Source organism: Weissella paramesenteroides, from assembly GCF_051903945.1.
GTDB lineage: Bacteria > Bacillota > Bacilli > Lactobacillales > Lactobacillaceae > Weissella > Weissella paramesenteroides_A.
Genome location: NZ_CP192268.1, coordinates 1,515,111 through 1,531,350 on the forward strand (window position 1 = coordinate 1,515,111; position 16,240 = coordinate 1,531,350).

14 protein-coding genes, 1 pseudogene and 1 other annotated feature are annotated in these 16,240 nt (G+C 37.7%); of the genes and pseudogenes, 1 reads left to right on the top strand and 14 read right to left on the bottom strand.

What is annotated here, in order from left to right:
- Positions 1-82 precede the first annotated feature (82 nt).
- Both rpmA and rplU read right to left on the bottom strand, forming a co-directional pair.
- On the bottom strand, positions 83-394 hold the full coding sequence (gene rpmA, locus ACQ4QH_RS07390; RefSeq protein ID WP_002827793.1) for a 50S ribosomal protein L27: 312 nt from the start codon (positions 392-394) through the stop codon (positions 83-85).
- A gap of 25 nt (positions 395-419) precedes the next feature.
- On the bottom strand, positions 420-722 hold the full coding sequence (gene rplU / locus ACQ4QH_RS07395; protein WP_040760485.1) for a 50S ribosomal protein L21: 303 nt from the start codon (positions 720-722) through the stop codon (positions 420-422).
- Positions 723-750: 28 nt separating this feature from the next.
- Positions 751-826: a sequence feature (ribosomal protein L21 leader region), on the bottom strand.
- 623 nt (positions 827-1,449) lie between these two features.
- Here rplU and ACQ4QH_RS07400 point away from each other — a divergent pair.
- Positions 1,450-2,028 (top strand): GNAT family N-acetyltransferase, encoded by a 579-nt coding sequence (locus ACQ4QH_RS07400; RefSeq protein WP_439818360.1) that lies wholly within the window; start codon positions 1,450-1,452, stop codon positions 2,026-2,028.
- 652 nt (positions 2,029-2,680) lie between these two features.
- On the opposite strand, the gene ACQ4QH_RS07405 is transcribed toward ACQ4QH_RS07400, so the two are convergent.
- From ACQ4QH_RS07405 to ACQ4QH_RS07460, 12 genes and pseudogenes are all read right to left on the bottom strand, one after another.
- Positions 2,681-3,499 (bottom strand): DUF3037 domain-containing protein, encoded by an 819-nt coding sequence (locus tag ACQ4QH_RS07405; protein ID WP_439818361.1) that lies wholly within the window; start codon positions 3,497-3,499, stop codon positions 2,681-2,683.
- A gap of 8 nt (positions 3,500-3,507) precedes the next feature.
- Positions 3,508-4,293, bottom strand: a complete 786-nt coding sequence (locus ACQ4QH_RS07410) for a HipA family kinase (protein ID WP_439818362.1) — start codon at positions 4,291-4,293, stop codon at positions 3,508-3,510.
- A 106-nt stretch (positions 4,294-4,399) separates the two neighbouring features.
- Complete coding sequence (locus ACQ4QH_RS07415; protein WP_439818363.1) at positions 4,400-5,503, bottom strand: GH25 family lysozyme; 1,104 nt, start codon at positions 5,501-5,503, stop codon at positions 4,400-4,402.
- Positions 5,504-5,546: 43 nt separating this feature from the next.
- Positions 5,547-5,810 (bottom strand): annotated as a pseudogene (locus tag ACQ4QH_RS07420) (phage holin); the annotation flags it as partial.
- A 16-nt stretch (positions 5,811-5,826) separates the two neighbouring features.
- Positions 5,827-6,060: a hypothetical protein gene (locus tag ACQ4QH_RS07425; RefSeq protein WP_439818364.1), complete on the bottom strand. Its 234-nt coding sequence runs from the start codon at positions 6,058-6,060 to the stop codon at positions 5,827-5,829.
- A gap of 12 nt (positions 6,061-6,072) precedes the next feature.
- On the bottom strand, positions 6,073-6,342 hold the full coding sequence (locus tag ACQ4QH_RS07430) for a hypothetical protein (RefSeq protein WP_439818365.1): 270 nt from the start codon (positions 6,340-6,342) through the stop codon (positions 6,073-6,075).
- Positions 6,343-6,344: 2 nt separating this feature from the next.
- On the bottom strand, positions 6,345-6,740 hold the full coding sequence (locus tag ACQ4QH_RS07435) for a hypothetical protein (RefSeq protein WP_439818366.1): 396 nt from the start codon (positions 6,738-6,740) through the stop codon (positions 6,345-6,347).
- A 12-nt stretch (positions 6,741-6,752) separates the two neighbouring features.
- Positions 6,753-7,058, bottom strand: coding sequence for a hypothetical protein (locus ACQ4QH_RS07440; RefSeq protein WP_439818367.1), 306 nt, complete (start codon positions 7,056-7,058; stop codon positions 6,753-6,755).
- A gap of 18 nt (positions 7,059-7,076) precedes the next feature.
- The gene (locus ACQ4QH_RS07445) at positions 7,077-11,531 is read right to left on the bottom strand and encodes a phage tail spike protein (protein WP_439818368.1); all 4,455 of its coding nucleotides are present in this window, start codon (positions 11,529-11,531) and stop codon (positions 7,077-7,079) included.
- Positions 11,528-12,253: a hypothetical protein gene (locus ACQ4QH_RS07450; protein WP_439818369.1), complete on the bottom strand. Its 726-nt coding sequence runs from the start codon at positions 12,251-12,253 to the stop codon at positions 11,528-11,530. Before ACQ4QH_RS07450 ends, ACQ4QH_RS07445 begins: the two co-directional genes overlap by 4 nt.
- Before the next feature lie 3 nt (positions 12,254-12,256).
- Positions 12,257-15,604 (bottom strand): phage tail tape measure protein, encoded by a 3,348-nt coding sequence (locus ACQ4QH_RS07455; protein WP_439818370.1) that lies wholly within the window; start codon positions 15,602-15,604, stop codon positions 12,257-12,259.
- Between the two features lie 255 nt (positions 15,605-15,859).
- Positions 15,860-16,222: a hypothetical protein gene (locus ACQ4QH_RS07460; protein WP_439818371.1), complete on the bottom strand. Its 363-nt coding sequence runs from the start codon at positions 16,220-16,222 to the stop codon at positions 15,860-15,862.
- Between the last annotated feature and the right edge of the window lie 18 nt (positions 16,223-16,240).

Genomic DNA, 16,240 nt, shown 5'->3' on the forward strand with positions numbered 1-16,240 from the left:
AGTTATACAAATTAGTCGGTGAAAAAACAATAAAAAAGAACTCTACTAACCAAAATTAGTAGAGTTCTTTTATGATTGCTAATTACTTAGCGATGATTTCTTTGTATTCTTCGCGAGATACAACTGATACTTGGCGCTTGTCACGGCCCAAACGACCGAACTTTACAACACCATCAGTCAATGCAAACAATGTATCATCGTTACCACGACCAACGTTAACACCTGGGTAGATGTGAGTACCACGTTGGCGGTAAATGATTGATCCAGCTTTGATGTCTTGACCGTCAGCACGCTTTGTACCTAGACGACGACCAGCTGAGTCACGACCGTTGGCTGATGAACCACCACCTTTGTGGTGAGCAAGCATCGTCAAGTTATTCAAATTTAATTGCATGATTTAAATCCTCCTATCCGATGGCTTAGGCAATTGAGTCAATGACAACCTTAGTATAAGGTTGGCGGTGACCTTGCTTAGCATGTGAGTGCTTCTTTGGCTTGTACTTGAAAGTAACAACTTTCTTTTCCTTACCTTGCTTCTCAACAGTTCCTGATACAGTAACACCTTCAACGTAAGGTGCACCTACTTTGCCATCAGCGAAGACAACTTTGTCAAAGACAACCTTGTCACCTTCTGCGGCATCCAACTTCTCGACGTAAATAACGTCGCCGGCAGAAACTTTGTATTGCTTTCCACCGTTCTCAATGATTGCATATGCTGCCATGAGTCTGTAGACCTCCATAAAAATTTTTGTAAAAACTTAGACTCACCAATGCCCGCGAATTCAAAGAATTGCTTAATACAGGCCATGAGTGGTTGCAGTTTGTGAGATTCCACAAACACAACGTATACTATTATAACCTAGTCAATGATCAAATTCAATAATAACAAGTTGATTGCCTAAAATAAGTGCCATAAATTTACTACAAAATAAAAAACAAGTCTTAGAAATGCTATTGTATCAACATTTCTAAGACTATATCGATGCAACTGGTGGGACTAGCGAGTGTTATTATATCAATGTTTTTACCCCTAATGCAGTAAACGAGCAGTAACTTTCTTACTATGTAAATACAAAAAATCCCCACTAGATAGAGTGACAGCTCTACCCAGTGGGGCTTTTTTACATGCTTTATCCTAGTTTTAACAAACTAATAAGATGAGATAAAACAAAATGAAAATTGTAGACCTGAAAGCCAACAAACCTAGTATTAGTACTACAATAAAAACAATTAAATTTATTGATGAGTAGAGTGATTGTTAATCATGGCGCTTCGATATATAATGATTAAACATATTAATTCATACTAAATGATGACATTAAAAAAATGATATATTTGGAATTATTAAGATATGAAAAGCTATGTTTTAAATTAAAAGAACAAGTTAAATGCGAATTTTAAAGTCACATTTAATATCTACACACGAATAATAATAGAGGGGTAAATATTTTGTCTAGTATAAAAAAATTATTAATGCAACATTCTAACTTGCGAACCAAACGTTTGATTTTACGTCCTGTGCTGTTAGAAGATTTTAATAGTATGTATAGTTATAGTAGTGATCCAGACAATACGAGGTATTTAGATACATTTTCGTCAGAAGAAGTATTTTTAGAAGTCATGGCGAATTTTTGGATTGGAGACCCTATAGGAAAATATGCCATTGTTCTGAATGACAATAAGGCTATGATTGGTACCATTGAAGTACATTTGAATGAAAAAAATAAATCAGCTGAGATTGGGTATATAATAGATAAACATTATTGGGGAAATGGGTACCTTCCCGAGGCCTATTTAGAAATAATGGCCGTAGCCTTTGAAAAATTAAATTTAGTTCGTATCTATTCCATGACAGATAGTTTGAATGTGAACTCTAGAAGAGTATTAGATAAGTTAGGATTAAAATTAGAGGGGGTTTTACAAGGAGACAGGTATGTTGACGGTAAGTACTATGGCGATACTGCGATTTATGGTATGACCAAACAATTATACAATAAAAATGATGTATTGAAGAATAATGGCTGGTGACCAAATAGTGACCACATAACATATAGTAGAAAACACAACAAAAAAGCCACTAGTCTCAATGACCAGTGGCCCTTTAATAAATGTTCTATCCTAGTTACAAAGAACTAATAAGATGAGATAAAACACAACGAAAATTGTAGTAAGTAAACAAAATCTAGAAGAATCTAATCAAGACAATTAGATAGATGGTTAAATATACCAAATATCTATACAGATATTTTAACACAATCTTTTATAGAACCCGTAAAAAAACCACCAGTCGCATAATCTGGTGGTTTAAACCATGACCAAGAGCAAATACAAAATGGTAAGATATCACGGTTTTAATAGTTATGTGACTCACATTAACACATAACTATTCGTAGAGTGTCTAGAGAATAACTATGATAGATGTCAAACTCTACACTACAATTATAACACATAGAAAAAAGCCCACCAGTCGCAATGACCAGTGGGCTAAACCATGACAAAGGACAAATACAAAATGGTAAGTTGATCATGGTTTTTATAGTCATGTGACTCGATCAACACATAACTAATGTAGAGCAGCTGGAGAATAGCTTCGATAGATATCATATCTCTACACAGAAATTATAGCACATAACAAAAAGCCCACCAAGCTATTCAATCGAATAACCTAGTGGGCTTTGATTTAGATATTCTCTGCAAGTCTAGACATATCAGTCACCACGATGTTAGTATTCGTGGATGTGCTCATGCTTGATAATAATCTATTCAATTCGTTATATTCCCGAGTATGCTCATCACTTAATACGGTTACCACTACTACCTTTTTAAAATTATATTTTTGAATTGAAGTTTGGATGTCAAACATTACAGATTTCAAAACATTTCGTAAAGCAGTTTGCTTTGTATAGTCAAAAGTAATAACTTTTATAGGTGTTCCATTTGCCTTTAAATCAAACACAACATCATCAAAAGCTCCTACTTCATTTGAAGATGTCTTTTTCATACCTGCAGCCTTGACACTTCTTTTTAGCAACGTTGTAGCCTTTTGCTTAGTTATTCTTTCATTCTTTGGTTGATCATAATACAAAAAAGTCTTATAAATATCTTCTTTTATCTCTTCAATATCTTCACCTTCTGCATAAGATAATGAATTAACTCTGTCAAAAACAAACTCATTTGAATAAGAAGATGTTTTTATTTTTAAGAAATCTTCTCTATCAATAATTTCAGAAAGCTGATCGTTTTCCTCATCATTAGGTCCAAAAATGCCATCTATATTAGTCATGCCATATGAAAATTCATATGTTAACGATTCCATTACTATTTTCAAATATTTAGAATCATATTCATCATCAAATGATCTTAATCGTACAATGTTTTTTAAACCAAAAAAGTGAGAATATTTTTCGTTTGGTATATGGATAACCAGACCCACAATCATATTTTCATTACGAATTAGATCGGGAATGTATCTAAGAACACTATAAAATATTTTATTCATAATACACCTCACTTTCCGTTCCATATTAAATGTGTGTTTAATAATCCTTCTATATCAGTAGCGTGTTCAACTTGAAAATGCAGAAAACTTGCTATTGCTTCCACATCTTCATTTGAAATATTCCATTCTGTTGGAATGTCTCCGAGCATAGTTGCAATATTATCATCAGTCATTCTGGACCATTTCCTTGTTATTCCGTAGAATGGAGTTTTCCCATTTATCTGATTAAGAAGGGTCCTATAAAGGGACTCTGAAAAATTTTCAAGAATTTTTAAAGGCAGCTCTTGATCTTGTAGTAAAGAAATTTTATCCCATAGTTGACCAACTCTAAACACGTGTGTATGGTCGAAAATCATCAAACGTTTTGTAGCCTTGTCGAAAAACCAATTTCCTTCATTCTGACCTCTATCTATATTATTTAATAATTGATCAAAAAAAATAATACCACCACAATCGTCAATATTTGTGGCAGATTTCAATATCTTGGGATTTTGTAATGTAATACCCTTTCGATATTGGGATAAAAAAACAGCACCACTTTTAGCGTTGAGTGCCATTAGCCCGTCATTTTCTGAAATTATATCCTTTGGTAAAATTCCTATCTCAAACTTAGGAATAGGGAGCTCTAGAAACTGGGCGATTCTTGCCGAAACAAGTTCGTTAAACAAAAATTTTCCATCCCAATCATTATGAATGTATTTCATAACAAATTTATCATGATTACTATCCTCAATTAGCATAGGAGATGTTGTTCCAGCATTCATTTGTTTAATAACTCTTTCGACAACAACCATTTGTACACCACCTATATATTAACTTAGGATATACTACCACTTTTTTACTACAACGTAAATAAATCAATACGTTTTTAACTTACTAAAATTTTCTTTATTACTAATTTTATTTAGCTAACAATGAATTGGCATTGTACCAAATGTTTCCATAAACACCTTCAACAATACCAGCACCATTTGAGTTGTTATCGTATTGGTCAATCGTACCGTAATTGTAACCAGTCTTGAACTTAACCTGATCACCTACGCGAGTTGCTGCATAGTTACCACGAGTCACATTATCCAACATAGCAAGCGGAATACCATTAGCCGTCCAGCTAGCGTCTTTACCTCCTGCCATATCATAGTTGATAGCCTGCCACATACCATTTACATAAGCAATCTTGTCAACACGGAAGCTCTTATAAGCCGTGAACTTGTTACCAGCATTCTTAAATTGTTGAATTGCTGACGTATCTGGCTTGTTTACTACCTTATCATTTGGTGTCACATTAGGCACAACTGCATCTTTATCAGTACCAGCTGTAAAGAAGTTGTCGTACAAAATTGAGGCGTCAAAACGACCTAGTGAACTTGCAAATCTTTGGTTTGACGTCCATTGCCAAGCATGTTCGGTATTATAAAGCTTCATAGCCAATGTGGGTACGTATGGATATTGTGCTAACCATGCTTTCTCACCAGCAGGACTGACACTTGATGAGTAACCACCAGTGTAAGTGGTTGAGCGGTAACCATATGCCCGCACACGGTTCTCAAAAGCTGTCGCAACTGGTTGCATACGTGAACCCATTGACAATTGATATGAGTTCTCAATATCAACTGCCAAGACAGCACCAACAGGTAAGCCATCGGCCTTTGCCATATGAGCAGCATAATCAGCTTCAGCAATTGCTCCTGATACGGTTGTTGATGACAGGAAATGATACCCGTTGATGTAAACACCAGCAGCCTTAGCCGCCGCAATGTTACCCGGTGCTGTATAATCATGAAAGCTTGTCCCTTCTGAAATTTTCGTTGTGACAGCTTTCATACCATAGGTATTTCGCATATACACGAACTCTGGCGCTGTCATTTGCCTGTTGTGATTAGATACGTCCACCATGTCGACACGTGGTGTATCAGCATGGACAGTATCAGATGATACATAGCCAACACCTGCGAATGCTAAAAAAGTACCTGTCACAACAAGTGCTTGCTTTAATTTATTCATAACATCTCCCTTATTTTAATTGTTCAGTCGTATCAGGTACTTGAGTGACCTTAGCTGGTGATTCTGTTTGCGATTTAGTAGGTGTCTCAACAACACCACCGCCTGATACAACACCAAGAATACCTAGAATGGTCAGCACCGTATTAACAACAGCAACAATGGCGTTCCAGTCACCCGTAAATTTAATCCCAAAAGCCGCAAATAATTGCTGAATTAGGACAATCAATAAAGAAAGCAGACCAGCAATTACTTTTCCTGAGTAACTACCGTCTGCATTCTTAAGTGCATTATTTATTTTTTGTAACATGTGTCATCCTTTCTTATTAATCACCAAACTTGTTATGTTTCCATACTTCAAGTTTAAGTAAACGTTCACCATGGTCTTGAGCAACTTTATTTGCAGCCTTCAATTGCTCTTTAATTTCACGCAAATCTTCACGCAAATTATTAATTGATGTCACAATTGTGTTCTTTAACACCCACCAAAGCCCGCCCAACAGTGTCGCTCCCGCTCCAATTACTCCGAATGATATTTCCAGTACTTTAAAAATGTCCATTAAAGCACCTCGTTAATTTGCAGGTGCTGCTTCTGTAGTAGATGTTGTCTCTGATTCTAATTCAGCTGATTTTTTGTCTGCTGCATCAAACACAGTATTTTGGAAAGTCGTTAGACTATCACGGAATAACTTGGTGTTAGCACGATAAACGTCTTGATTAGAAATATAGTAATTCACGCTAGGTACTGCGCTCTCATCAACGGAACCGTTAAAATTTACGAACGGTGTATTGTCAGTTGCTTGTAGTTGTGCTGAAAATGAAATTGATTGTTTAATATCCATGATTAATTCTCCTGTTCTGTTTCTAGGGCATCAAAAAAAGCATCGAAAGCTTCTGCATATTGTGGATCAATATCTTCATTCCACTCTGCAAAATATTCTTTCAACGCTTTCATAAGTGTTGGCTGATTTAATTCAATCGTTACTTCTTCTTCTAATAGCACTGCATGTTCGGTATGATACTCGACTGGTGCAACGCCATCTGACCAATTAATTTGTCCCTGCTCATTAACCTCACCGTTAAAATCAGCTACCAGTTGCTTTTCTGACTCGGCTAAATTTTGTAACTCAGCGTTTAAACTAGCAACTAACTTTGTTCTTGCTCGACTAACCTGTGCTGGCAAGGTTAATGATTGTAGGAAATTTCCTACTGGTACGAGTGCTTTGTTTTGTAAGTTCATTTTATTTTTCTCCTAAAATTGATGTAGTTCAGTGTTGACAAGAATACTTGATAACTGGTATGCCGTTCCTTGGAATAAGAAATACAGATCTGTACTACCCCAGAAAATTGCGGGGCCATCTGTTTTCTTTTGATTCCCCATGATTGCTGGATAAATAGTGTTTTTATAAGTCACTGTACCGAAATACAAGCCTTGATAGGCATTACCTGGAAACATCATGACATCACTATGAAACTCTGTGTGATCCCAAAAATGCCATCCTGGTAAACGACTATTACCACTAGCCAATAATTCGTTTTCCCAAGTCAACAATGGCATTCCTGTCTCTAGTTGTGTCTACCCGTCGCTAACGGAGAACATGAAACCATCTCCACCATGTGCGGTAGCATCATCACCATGACCACCTTGTGTTCGCCAACCGTCAAGATACATGATTAAATAGTCCTGATTTTGTGTTCCTGGTTTAACTCCATGTTTCAATCCACCAATATGTTCTGAAGTTTTGGTGTAATCGTTATACACTGTCATGTCAATCTTTCCTTCAGATATGGTTGTATTACTTCTATACAAATTTGTATAAAAGGTAATTCTATCGCTTTGAATAGAAACTTCTTCACCGTATGCCCCATCCCAATATGACTTCACGAAATTCGTAATGTTACCACTTAGGCTGCTGACATCTAGATTAATAACGTTAATCTTTTCTGCATTGATTGTTCCAGTAGTGATATTTGAGGCATTCAAATTTTTGAAATTACCACCTTTAGCATAGAAATCTTCCGTGACTGTTGTAGTACCTTGTAACGTTATGTTGTTACTAATCAAATTCATACTGGTGTTATCACCGATAATTCCACTAACCATTTCAAATGTGTTATCTTGAATTCCAATTGCCCAGTGGTCTTTGAACAGTTGCAAAATGGTATCAGTAGCCATATAAGAACCTGGCATGTACGGTTGTGCTTTTGGAGTAAATGTCAACATTGGACGTTTCAGATAAGCGTTAGTTCCTTCTCTACACTGGAATGAAACTCTGATATATTTGGCATTCGTTGGAACAGCAATGTTTTCAGCTGTCTTTGTGTACCATTTTCCATCTGCATTGCCACTCCAATATTTAAGAACATTTAAACTATTATCAATGTTCTTACCATTAGCATCCTTGAAAATAAACCACAGTGAATTGTAGTTGACATTAGTAATAGTTCTAACGTCCCATGTTAATGAAATCACTGTATTACCATTGTTTCCTGGAACAGCAACATCTTGTTCAAAATATGAATACCATTTTGTCGTATCATTTCCTGCGTCTGCTGGTACATTGACACCTACAGTTGTTTCTCCATCAACGATATAGCTACGATAGAAGTTATAATTCTTACCGTTTGCTCCGTTATTAGCAACGTTCCACCCTTGCAAATCTGGTGTAAATTGTGTGTTAAATAAGCGATTTACTTGCGATACACTGGCCATAATACCCTCGGCTGATTGTTCAATAGCTGATTGATAACCAGTCGTTGCCGATTGAATTTGGCTGATAGTGTAATCCTTAGATTGCTGTAAAGTGTTTTTATCACCTGTTGTACGATCCTGAATTTCATCAGTAATTTGACCGGCTAGTTGCGTATGAATTGATTCAACGGTTGCATTGTTATTGTAGTTACTTGGCGTATAAGTACCAATTGTTTTTTCGAATGCCAGCATCGGTTTAGCTAAATAAGCTGTAACTTTTTCTGACGCATAAAACATTACCTGCAACGTTCTGGCACCATCTGGTATCGCCAACCCTTCTATTTTGTGAACTGGCCACTTACCACTTGTGTCTGACCAATCAGCTTGCTTTGCTGTGCCAATAATTTTATTTGATGAATCATAAAATCCCAACGAAACCGTTTGTTTACCAGTCGTGTTTGGATTGGTATATGCTTGCCAACTTAATGAGACGTATCCTCTAGCTCCTGGGGTTGAAGCCAATGTAACGGTCTGTGCAAGCATTGCCATCGCAATATCATCATTCATTGTATTGAAGCCAACCGTAACTTTATTGACGGTTTGGTCAAAATAGGAACGGTAAGGTGCTTTACCAACACTGCTTGTATCCCAACCTTCTAAGTCTGGATCGAATTCCGAGTTATTAAGATGGTTGACCTGACCCATGCTCTCCACAGTAGTTTGTACGCCCTTAGCTGTTTGGATAGCTGTTGTAGCATCAGATTGTGCTTTTGTAGCAACAGATAGTCCATTTGCTGCAAGCGTCGCTGTAGCAGATAGACCATTCTTTGGATCCATTACTAATCCGGTAATGCCAGTTAAACCAACTTCTAATTCAGCAACGCGGGCATTGTTGTTGTAGTTACCTGAGACGTAGTCACCGATGGTATTAGTAAAGCTTACCATTGGCTGGAAGATATAAGCGTTAGTTCCTTCTCTTGTTTCAAAACGAATATCAACTTGTTTGGCATCAATTGGTATTGAAATGTTTTCCCATTTTAAAACGTTGTACTTGTTCAAAGTGCTGTCGTTCCAATTACCCATTGTATTTTTACCAAGAGACACACCGTTTACATCTTGCCACACTAACCAAATATGACAATAATTATCCATTCTTCGAGTGTTGACACGCCATGTTAAAGACATAACATCTGTACTAAGACGTATGCTTGGCAATAAAATGGTTTGTGATAACCTAGCAAATGTACTAGCATCTGCGTTTACAGTGTTAAATCCAATACCTCGTGAACCATAACTAGCAAACGATGCATACGGAGCATTACTTCCTTTGTCGGCATATAAAGTCCACCCTTGCAAATCAGGAGTGAATTCCGTATTCATCAACTGATTAACTTGCCCTTGCGCATTTGCTTTCGCTTGTAACTCGGTAACAGTCTGCGATATACCATTAATCGTTTGTTGCTGTACAGAATATTTGCCGCTTAAATCACCAGTCGTTTTATCGAAGTCAGTCTGACTAACCTTAGAAGTAATCTGATTGTTCAGAACGTTGATACTTGCGGTATTCGCAGAAACTTTCTTATCATTTGCTGTTTCATACTTAGTAACTTCGGCAGTCACAGCATCAGCCGTTGTTTTAACCTGACCATACTTTGTTGTCAAGTCCCCTATTTTTGTGTCAAAGTCAGCTTGTGAGACTTTGCCAGATAATTCTTTATTAGTAGCAACAATATCAGATTGTGCTTTAGATACTTCTGAACCCAACTCTTGTTTTGCCGTTGTCAACGCATCATTTGCACTGCTTAATGCATTAGCGGCTTGTGCTTTACCATACGCAGCAGCACTGTTAGCTAGAAGGCTTGCACGACTTGCCGCACTATTTGTCATCGACGTTGCATTGCTAGAAAAAGCGGCTCGTTCAGCAGCTCCGCTACTTAATGCTGCGTTAGCTTCTGCTTGGAAAACAGCTGCTTCACTGGCACGCACTTCGTCCATAGCAGCTGCTTGTGACTTAGCTTGCTTAATAGCATCATCAACACCCGCAGCGATTTTTGCTTGTGTATCAGAATCTACTGAATCTACCCATTCACCGTCAACAAAAACCTTTGTCCCTGATTTATCCCCATCTATCCAAAACCAAATGTCTCCCTCTTGTGGGTGCGATGGCTCGACACTTCCATAATAGTTTCTACTCTTACCGTTTGCGCTGATCACCGCTGCGTCCGCTTGATTTTGAACAGAAATAATCTTGTCTTGTAAGTCAGACAATTGTGTCCGAGAACTATCAGCAAATGATTGTTTAGCTGTGCCAACCGTCAGTTTAGTAACTCTATCTAAAATGGGATCGTAATGTAGTTCATTGACAACAGCCATGACATTTACCCCATATTCTGGAACGTACACCGTTACGGTATCACTCAATGATACACTCTCTAAGTTCTTGAACTTATCCTGATAGTCTGCGCTATCCTGCAGACTCAAAACATCAATATCAATCGTAACTGTCGGCTTATCTCTACCAGTGTTGGCACTTTGAGTAAACCATCCCCTTGCCGCTGCATTCAAATCAGCTACTGTCTTGATGGTGTCATCAGTAAACTCAAGCGGAAGTGTGTAAATTTGTTCATAATTGTTAATGTATCGCGAATCAACCGGTGTGCCTTCTAATGTCGTAGTTGTTTGGTTATCATTTTGAACTGACTTGGTCGGAACAATACGTGTTACCAGCGAACTGATATCAACGCTATACTTCAAACCCGCTATATTCTTTCCTAACCTAAACGTTGCGACATTATCTCGACCACGTCTGTTAAACATAGCTACTCGTCTGTTTTCACGTTTTAACTCACCACCCCATATCTGTAAAAATGAACCAGTTGAACCCATGATAGCTTCCATAGGATTAACATAATTTAGTGATGTCGTTGACGCAGTCGAAATATCAGAATAGAACTCAAATATTGACGGATTAACAATCACCCTTTTGAGTGCAGACATAAATTCTTGCCCATTTCCAGACACATTTAGATGTTTAACCACATTGTGCGTTAAATCATACGTAATTGAGTCCGCTTCAATGTTTACCGCGTAACCACTAATATCAAGCTCTGTGCTAACTATTCTGAAAGCATGAACATCATCTCGTTGATTAGGCTTAGCTAAAATAATACGTCCAACCGATATATCTGCATATCTCACACCAGAAACGGGATAACTTGCTGTCAGTTGTAACAACCCATTACGTTGCTCTTCCACATCTACGTCATAAATTTCAACTAGCGAACCAAGTCCTTGTGAGGTGAAATCAATCTCATCTTTTTCATATAAAATTGGTGTCATAGTGTCCTCCATCTTGGTTCTACTTCAACAGTCCCACTGTCCACCGATACGGTGTTTTTTCCTGGCTTTAGTAACGGAAAATTACCAATAGCCATTTTTGCGTTTTCATTAACTACTGTCACACCGTCCATTCGCCAAACTGTCTGCAATGCTGAATCAAGTTCAATACTGGTTGTGACATTGGTTAATTTAGTAACAACACCGTTGACTGTGAGATTGATCGTCCCTGTGCCTTTGATAACGAAATGTGGTTTAGCATAATAGGCTTCTGGGTTGGTCAAAGTGAGTGACGTACCAGAAACATTAGCTACATCTAACAAATACTTATATGGCGCCGCACTTACCTTAACTTTGTATATTCTCATCGAAGAAAATATAAGCGGTCTAGTAATGTCAATAACATCTGTTCTAACGATTTGATACTGATACTGGTCATCAAAATAAAATATAGCAGGTACGTATCTACCAGTATCTAAAGCAACCATGAAAGCTGTATATCGTGACTTCCGTTGCGCTTCTGTATCGGCTTGAATTGAAAACTCAAACTCAAATTCTCGATTAGCATAATTTCCATCGTCAAACAAAATAGCACGGTCTAAACCAACTGCACTATCGTTTAACGTTATTTTTCTTTCTGGTATGCCTGTATCAAACCAATTTGTAATCACAGCTCCGTTGGCTGAACCAACAAAACCATTGATATTAAAATCTCCTCGTTTCACTGATTAACCTCCTATCGCTCTAGCTTTAGAATTTTGAGCACGTGTAATGCCATCTGTCACAGCGTCTGTTAGCTTCTTTATCGTTTGCGCTGATGTATCAGCCAACACTTGGACTGTCACGTTGATGGTGTCACCACCTAATCCGCCTGTCGCTTCGGCAATACCCTTACCAATACCACCTAACGTTTTAGCGTTAAGTGGTAATGCTGCTTCGGAACCTGCTTCACCGATACCATTAAACCCACCGTTATTTGCAAATAAAGTAGGTTTAGTAAACACACCACCTTTTGCGTACCAATTAACTCCGACATGTGGAATTTTACCCTTTAACGGGTTGAATGAGCCCGACAAATTAAAGTGTGGTAATGGAATATGCGGAATGTCAATTGATGGAAATTTCAACCTGAAATTAAACAGTCGCTTAATTGAGTCCACAATGCCAGAAACGACGCCTTTAGCTGCTTGAATTGGTCCCGTGATAGCAGACTTGATACCATTCCATACACTCGTTGTCACAGACCTAATACCATTCCAGACGTTGCTTACTGTACTCCTTATACCGTTTACAACAGATGAAATTACTGACTTTATACCATTCCAAACAGAACTAGCAGTTGACTTTACTGCGTTAAACACTGATGATGTGACAGATTTAATGCCATTCCAAGCATTTGATACAAATGATTTTATTGAATTAACCACGCTGTTCACAACAGACTTAATGGCATTCCAGACACTGGTTATAAATGATCTAACTGCATTAAACACACTGCGCGTGATATTACTAATACTGTTCCAAGTTGCTGAAATAATTGGCTTAATAACATTTAGGACAGATGTAATGACAGCTTTAATACCATTCCAGACAGATGAAATAATACCTTTAATCACGTTCATGACAATGGTAATAATATTCTTCCAACCATTTATTTCGCTTGTAATAAACGCACTAATAAATCCAATCACCACCGTGAACATCGCCTTAATACCATTCCAAACGGTCGTTAAGAAATCCTTTATCGCATTAAAAACAGTGGTGAAAATTTGTTGTATTTTTTGTATGATTGGCGTCAAAAAAGCCACGATTGCTTGCATGACAACCGTAATAACCGCCTTAATAATTTCAAAAGCGAGTCTAACGGGCACTGTCAAAATATTAAACGCCGAAATGAATAGCGCTTGTAAAACAGCAAAAGTAACCGTGAAAAACATTTTGATACCATTCCAAATAGTTTCGATAACAGATTTTATGCCAGCCAAAACGGTTGATACGACAGTTTTAATCACATTCCAAACAGTCGTTATAACCGTCTTAATCACATTCATAACGGTTGTTATGATAATAGTCCAGCCTTGAATTTCCATCTGAATAAAACTGCCAATAGCCGTTAGTACCGTTGTGAAAACCTGTTTAATGCCATTCCATAAACCGCTGAAGAATGTGGTTATACCAGACCACACACCCTGCAGCCATTTTACAATTGAACCCCAATTTTTTATTGCTACTACTATACCAGTAATAACTGCTATAACTGCTGTTATAATACCTATAATTGGAAGTAATGCTCCCACACCGAACGCACCAATAACACCAACTATCATAGTTATGATTGGCGCTAATGCAGCTATTGCTACCGAAATAGCACCAAAAACACCAATGACAGTCTTGATCGTTGGATTTAGATTATTAAACCACTTTATCAAATCACTCAATTTATTCATTAATGGTGTCATCTGAATAACAACATCTGAAAAAGCTGTTTTTAACGTATTAAGTGCACTCTGCCATTTTTCGCCTGGCGTTTGTTCATTCATTTTTTTTGTAGCACCGGTTGCGTCTTCAGTCTTTTTTGTTGCTTCTAACAAAGATGATGACGCCTTTTGCCCTAAGTCTTCAAACTGGGTTCCAAGACCCTGTACAGCTTGCTTAGCTTTATCTGCAGGCATTTTAGACAAGTCTTTACCAACTGATGCCATGACGTCTGCACTGGTTGCCTTACCAGCTTTGAATTGTGCAAATGCATCTTGAGTTGATTGACTAAATTGTTTCATCGGTTCATCTAGTTGTCCTGAGGTTAACCGTAATTGAAATTCTTTGACAGCGTCAGCAACTTTATCGGTATTAAAGGCTCCATCTTGCATACCTGCGTTCAAAACTGACAGCATGCCATCTGCGCTTATACCTGCGTCTTTAAATGTGGGCGCGTATTCATTAACCGTATCAAGAAAATCATCATTCTTATTGAGGCCATCTTGAAGACCTTTTGCAATTAAGTCGGTTGCTTGTCTACCAGTCAACCCCATTGACTTCATCGCTTGACTCGAAGCATTAGCAGCATCTTTTATATCAACACCACCGTGCCTAGCAATTCCAGTCAGATCAGTTGAAAGTTTTTGAAGTTCGCCTCCGTTTGCTAGATCACCAAAACTGTTAATAATTGTTTGAACAGATTCATTCGCCTCATCAACACTATCAACAACGCCGGAATTGAATACATTTTTAACGACATCAGTAGCGTTTTTAGCTTGTGACGCTGTCAACCCCATTGTGTTTTGCATTGATGATTGTGCATTTCCAAACTGCATGGCAGTGTCAATTACAGCCCCGCCTGCTTCAGACGCCGCATCAGCAACTTGCGACAAACCTTCAGCCATAGCTGCGCCCTTGAACACCTCCATTTTTCCAGATGCTTGATTTGTCTTGTTACCCAAGTCTGAAATTGCTTTCGATGCGTTAGTGACATTAGTATCATCTACTTTATCAAGTGTCTGTGTCAGCTTTGACATGTCAGAACTTGCAATACCGCTCTCTTTAGCAATCATCTGTAAGGCTCGATCAAGCGATTCAGAACTAGCTGTACCGCTCTTAATTGCATTAACTAACCGTGTACCAAGCACACTTTTAAAATCATCAACAGATGTACTCGTGGCTTTAAAATAATTTTGCAATCTTTGCGTTGATTGACTTAATTCTTGCTGACTATTTTCAGCTGTTGAAAGTTGAGACTTATAGCCCTTTAACGTCGCTTCGGTTGAAGCTATTTCGCGTTGAAATGCACGATATTGTTCTTCACCGATATCACCTTTAGCAAATTGTGCATCAACTTGTGCCTGTGCATCTTTCAACGTCTTTAATTTATCGCCGGTTTGGGTAATTGCTTGTGCTAACAGTTTCTGCTTTTGTGCAATTAATTCTGTATTCCCGGGATCTAATTTCAACAACTTGTTAACATCACGTAACTCACTTTGCGTCTTATTAGCGTTAGAGTTGACACTGGCCAGTGCTTTATCCAAGCCTTTTGTATCCCCGTTTATTTCAATCGTGATACCTTTTATTCTTGAACCTGCCATAGTCACCTCCTAGTTTTGTATAAAAAAAGCGCTGCTAAGCGCTAAATTTTTAAAATGAATCAAACATTGCCTGATCAGCTTTAATTTTCTTATCTGAATTACTATCAGGTGTTTCAGAATTGACATACTCCGTGATATAGTCCATCACTTGTCCTATATCCATCATTTGCATTTCTTCAAAAGACAGACCAGCTTTTTTAGCAACGTACAGATAACTTTCATCATCAAATGTCTCGCCGCTTTCTTGGCTGGTCTTTAAGCTTTTTTCGTTGTCACTAAACGCATAACTAATTCCATGACATCACCAAGAAAATCAAACATTGGGAACTCAGCGAAACCAGCAAGCCATTCATCTAATGGCTTCAAACCCATATCTGCATTCTTGGCATACACCCAAACAAAGTTATACATAATTGCAATGTCACCATTTTCAAATAACGGCAATAATGCATCCATTTCCTGACCTTTTTTAGATTTATTAGCAGTTTCTGCAATCTTCAAAAACCGTCCTAAGTCTGCAAAAAAATCTCGGCTAAAAGCATTTTTATAAATAATTGGTGTTGCGCCACTTGAAATTAACTTCACATCTCTACCATCAATAGTAATTGTCTTTTCCATCGTTTAACCTCTTTCTTT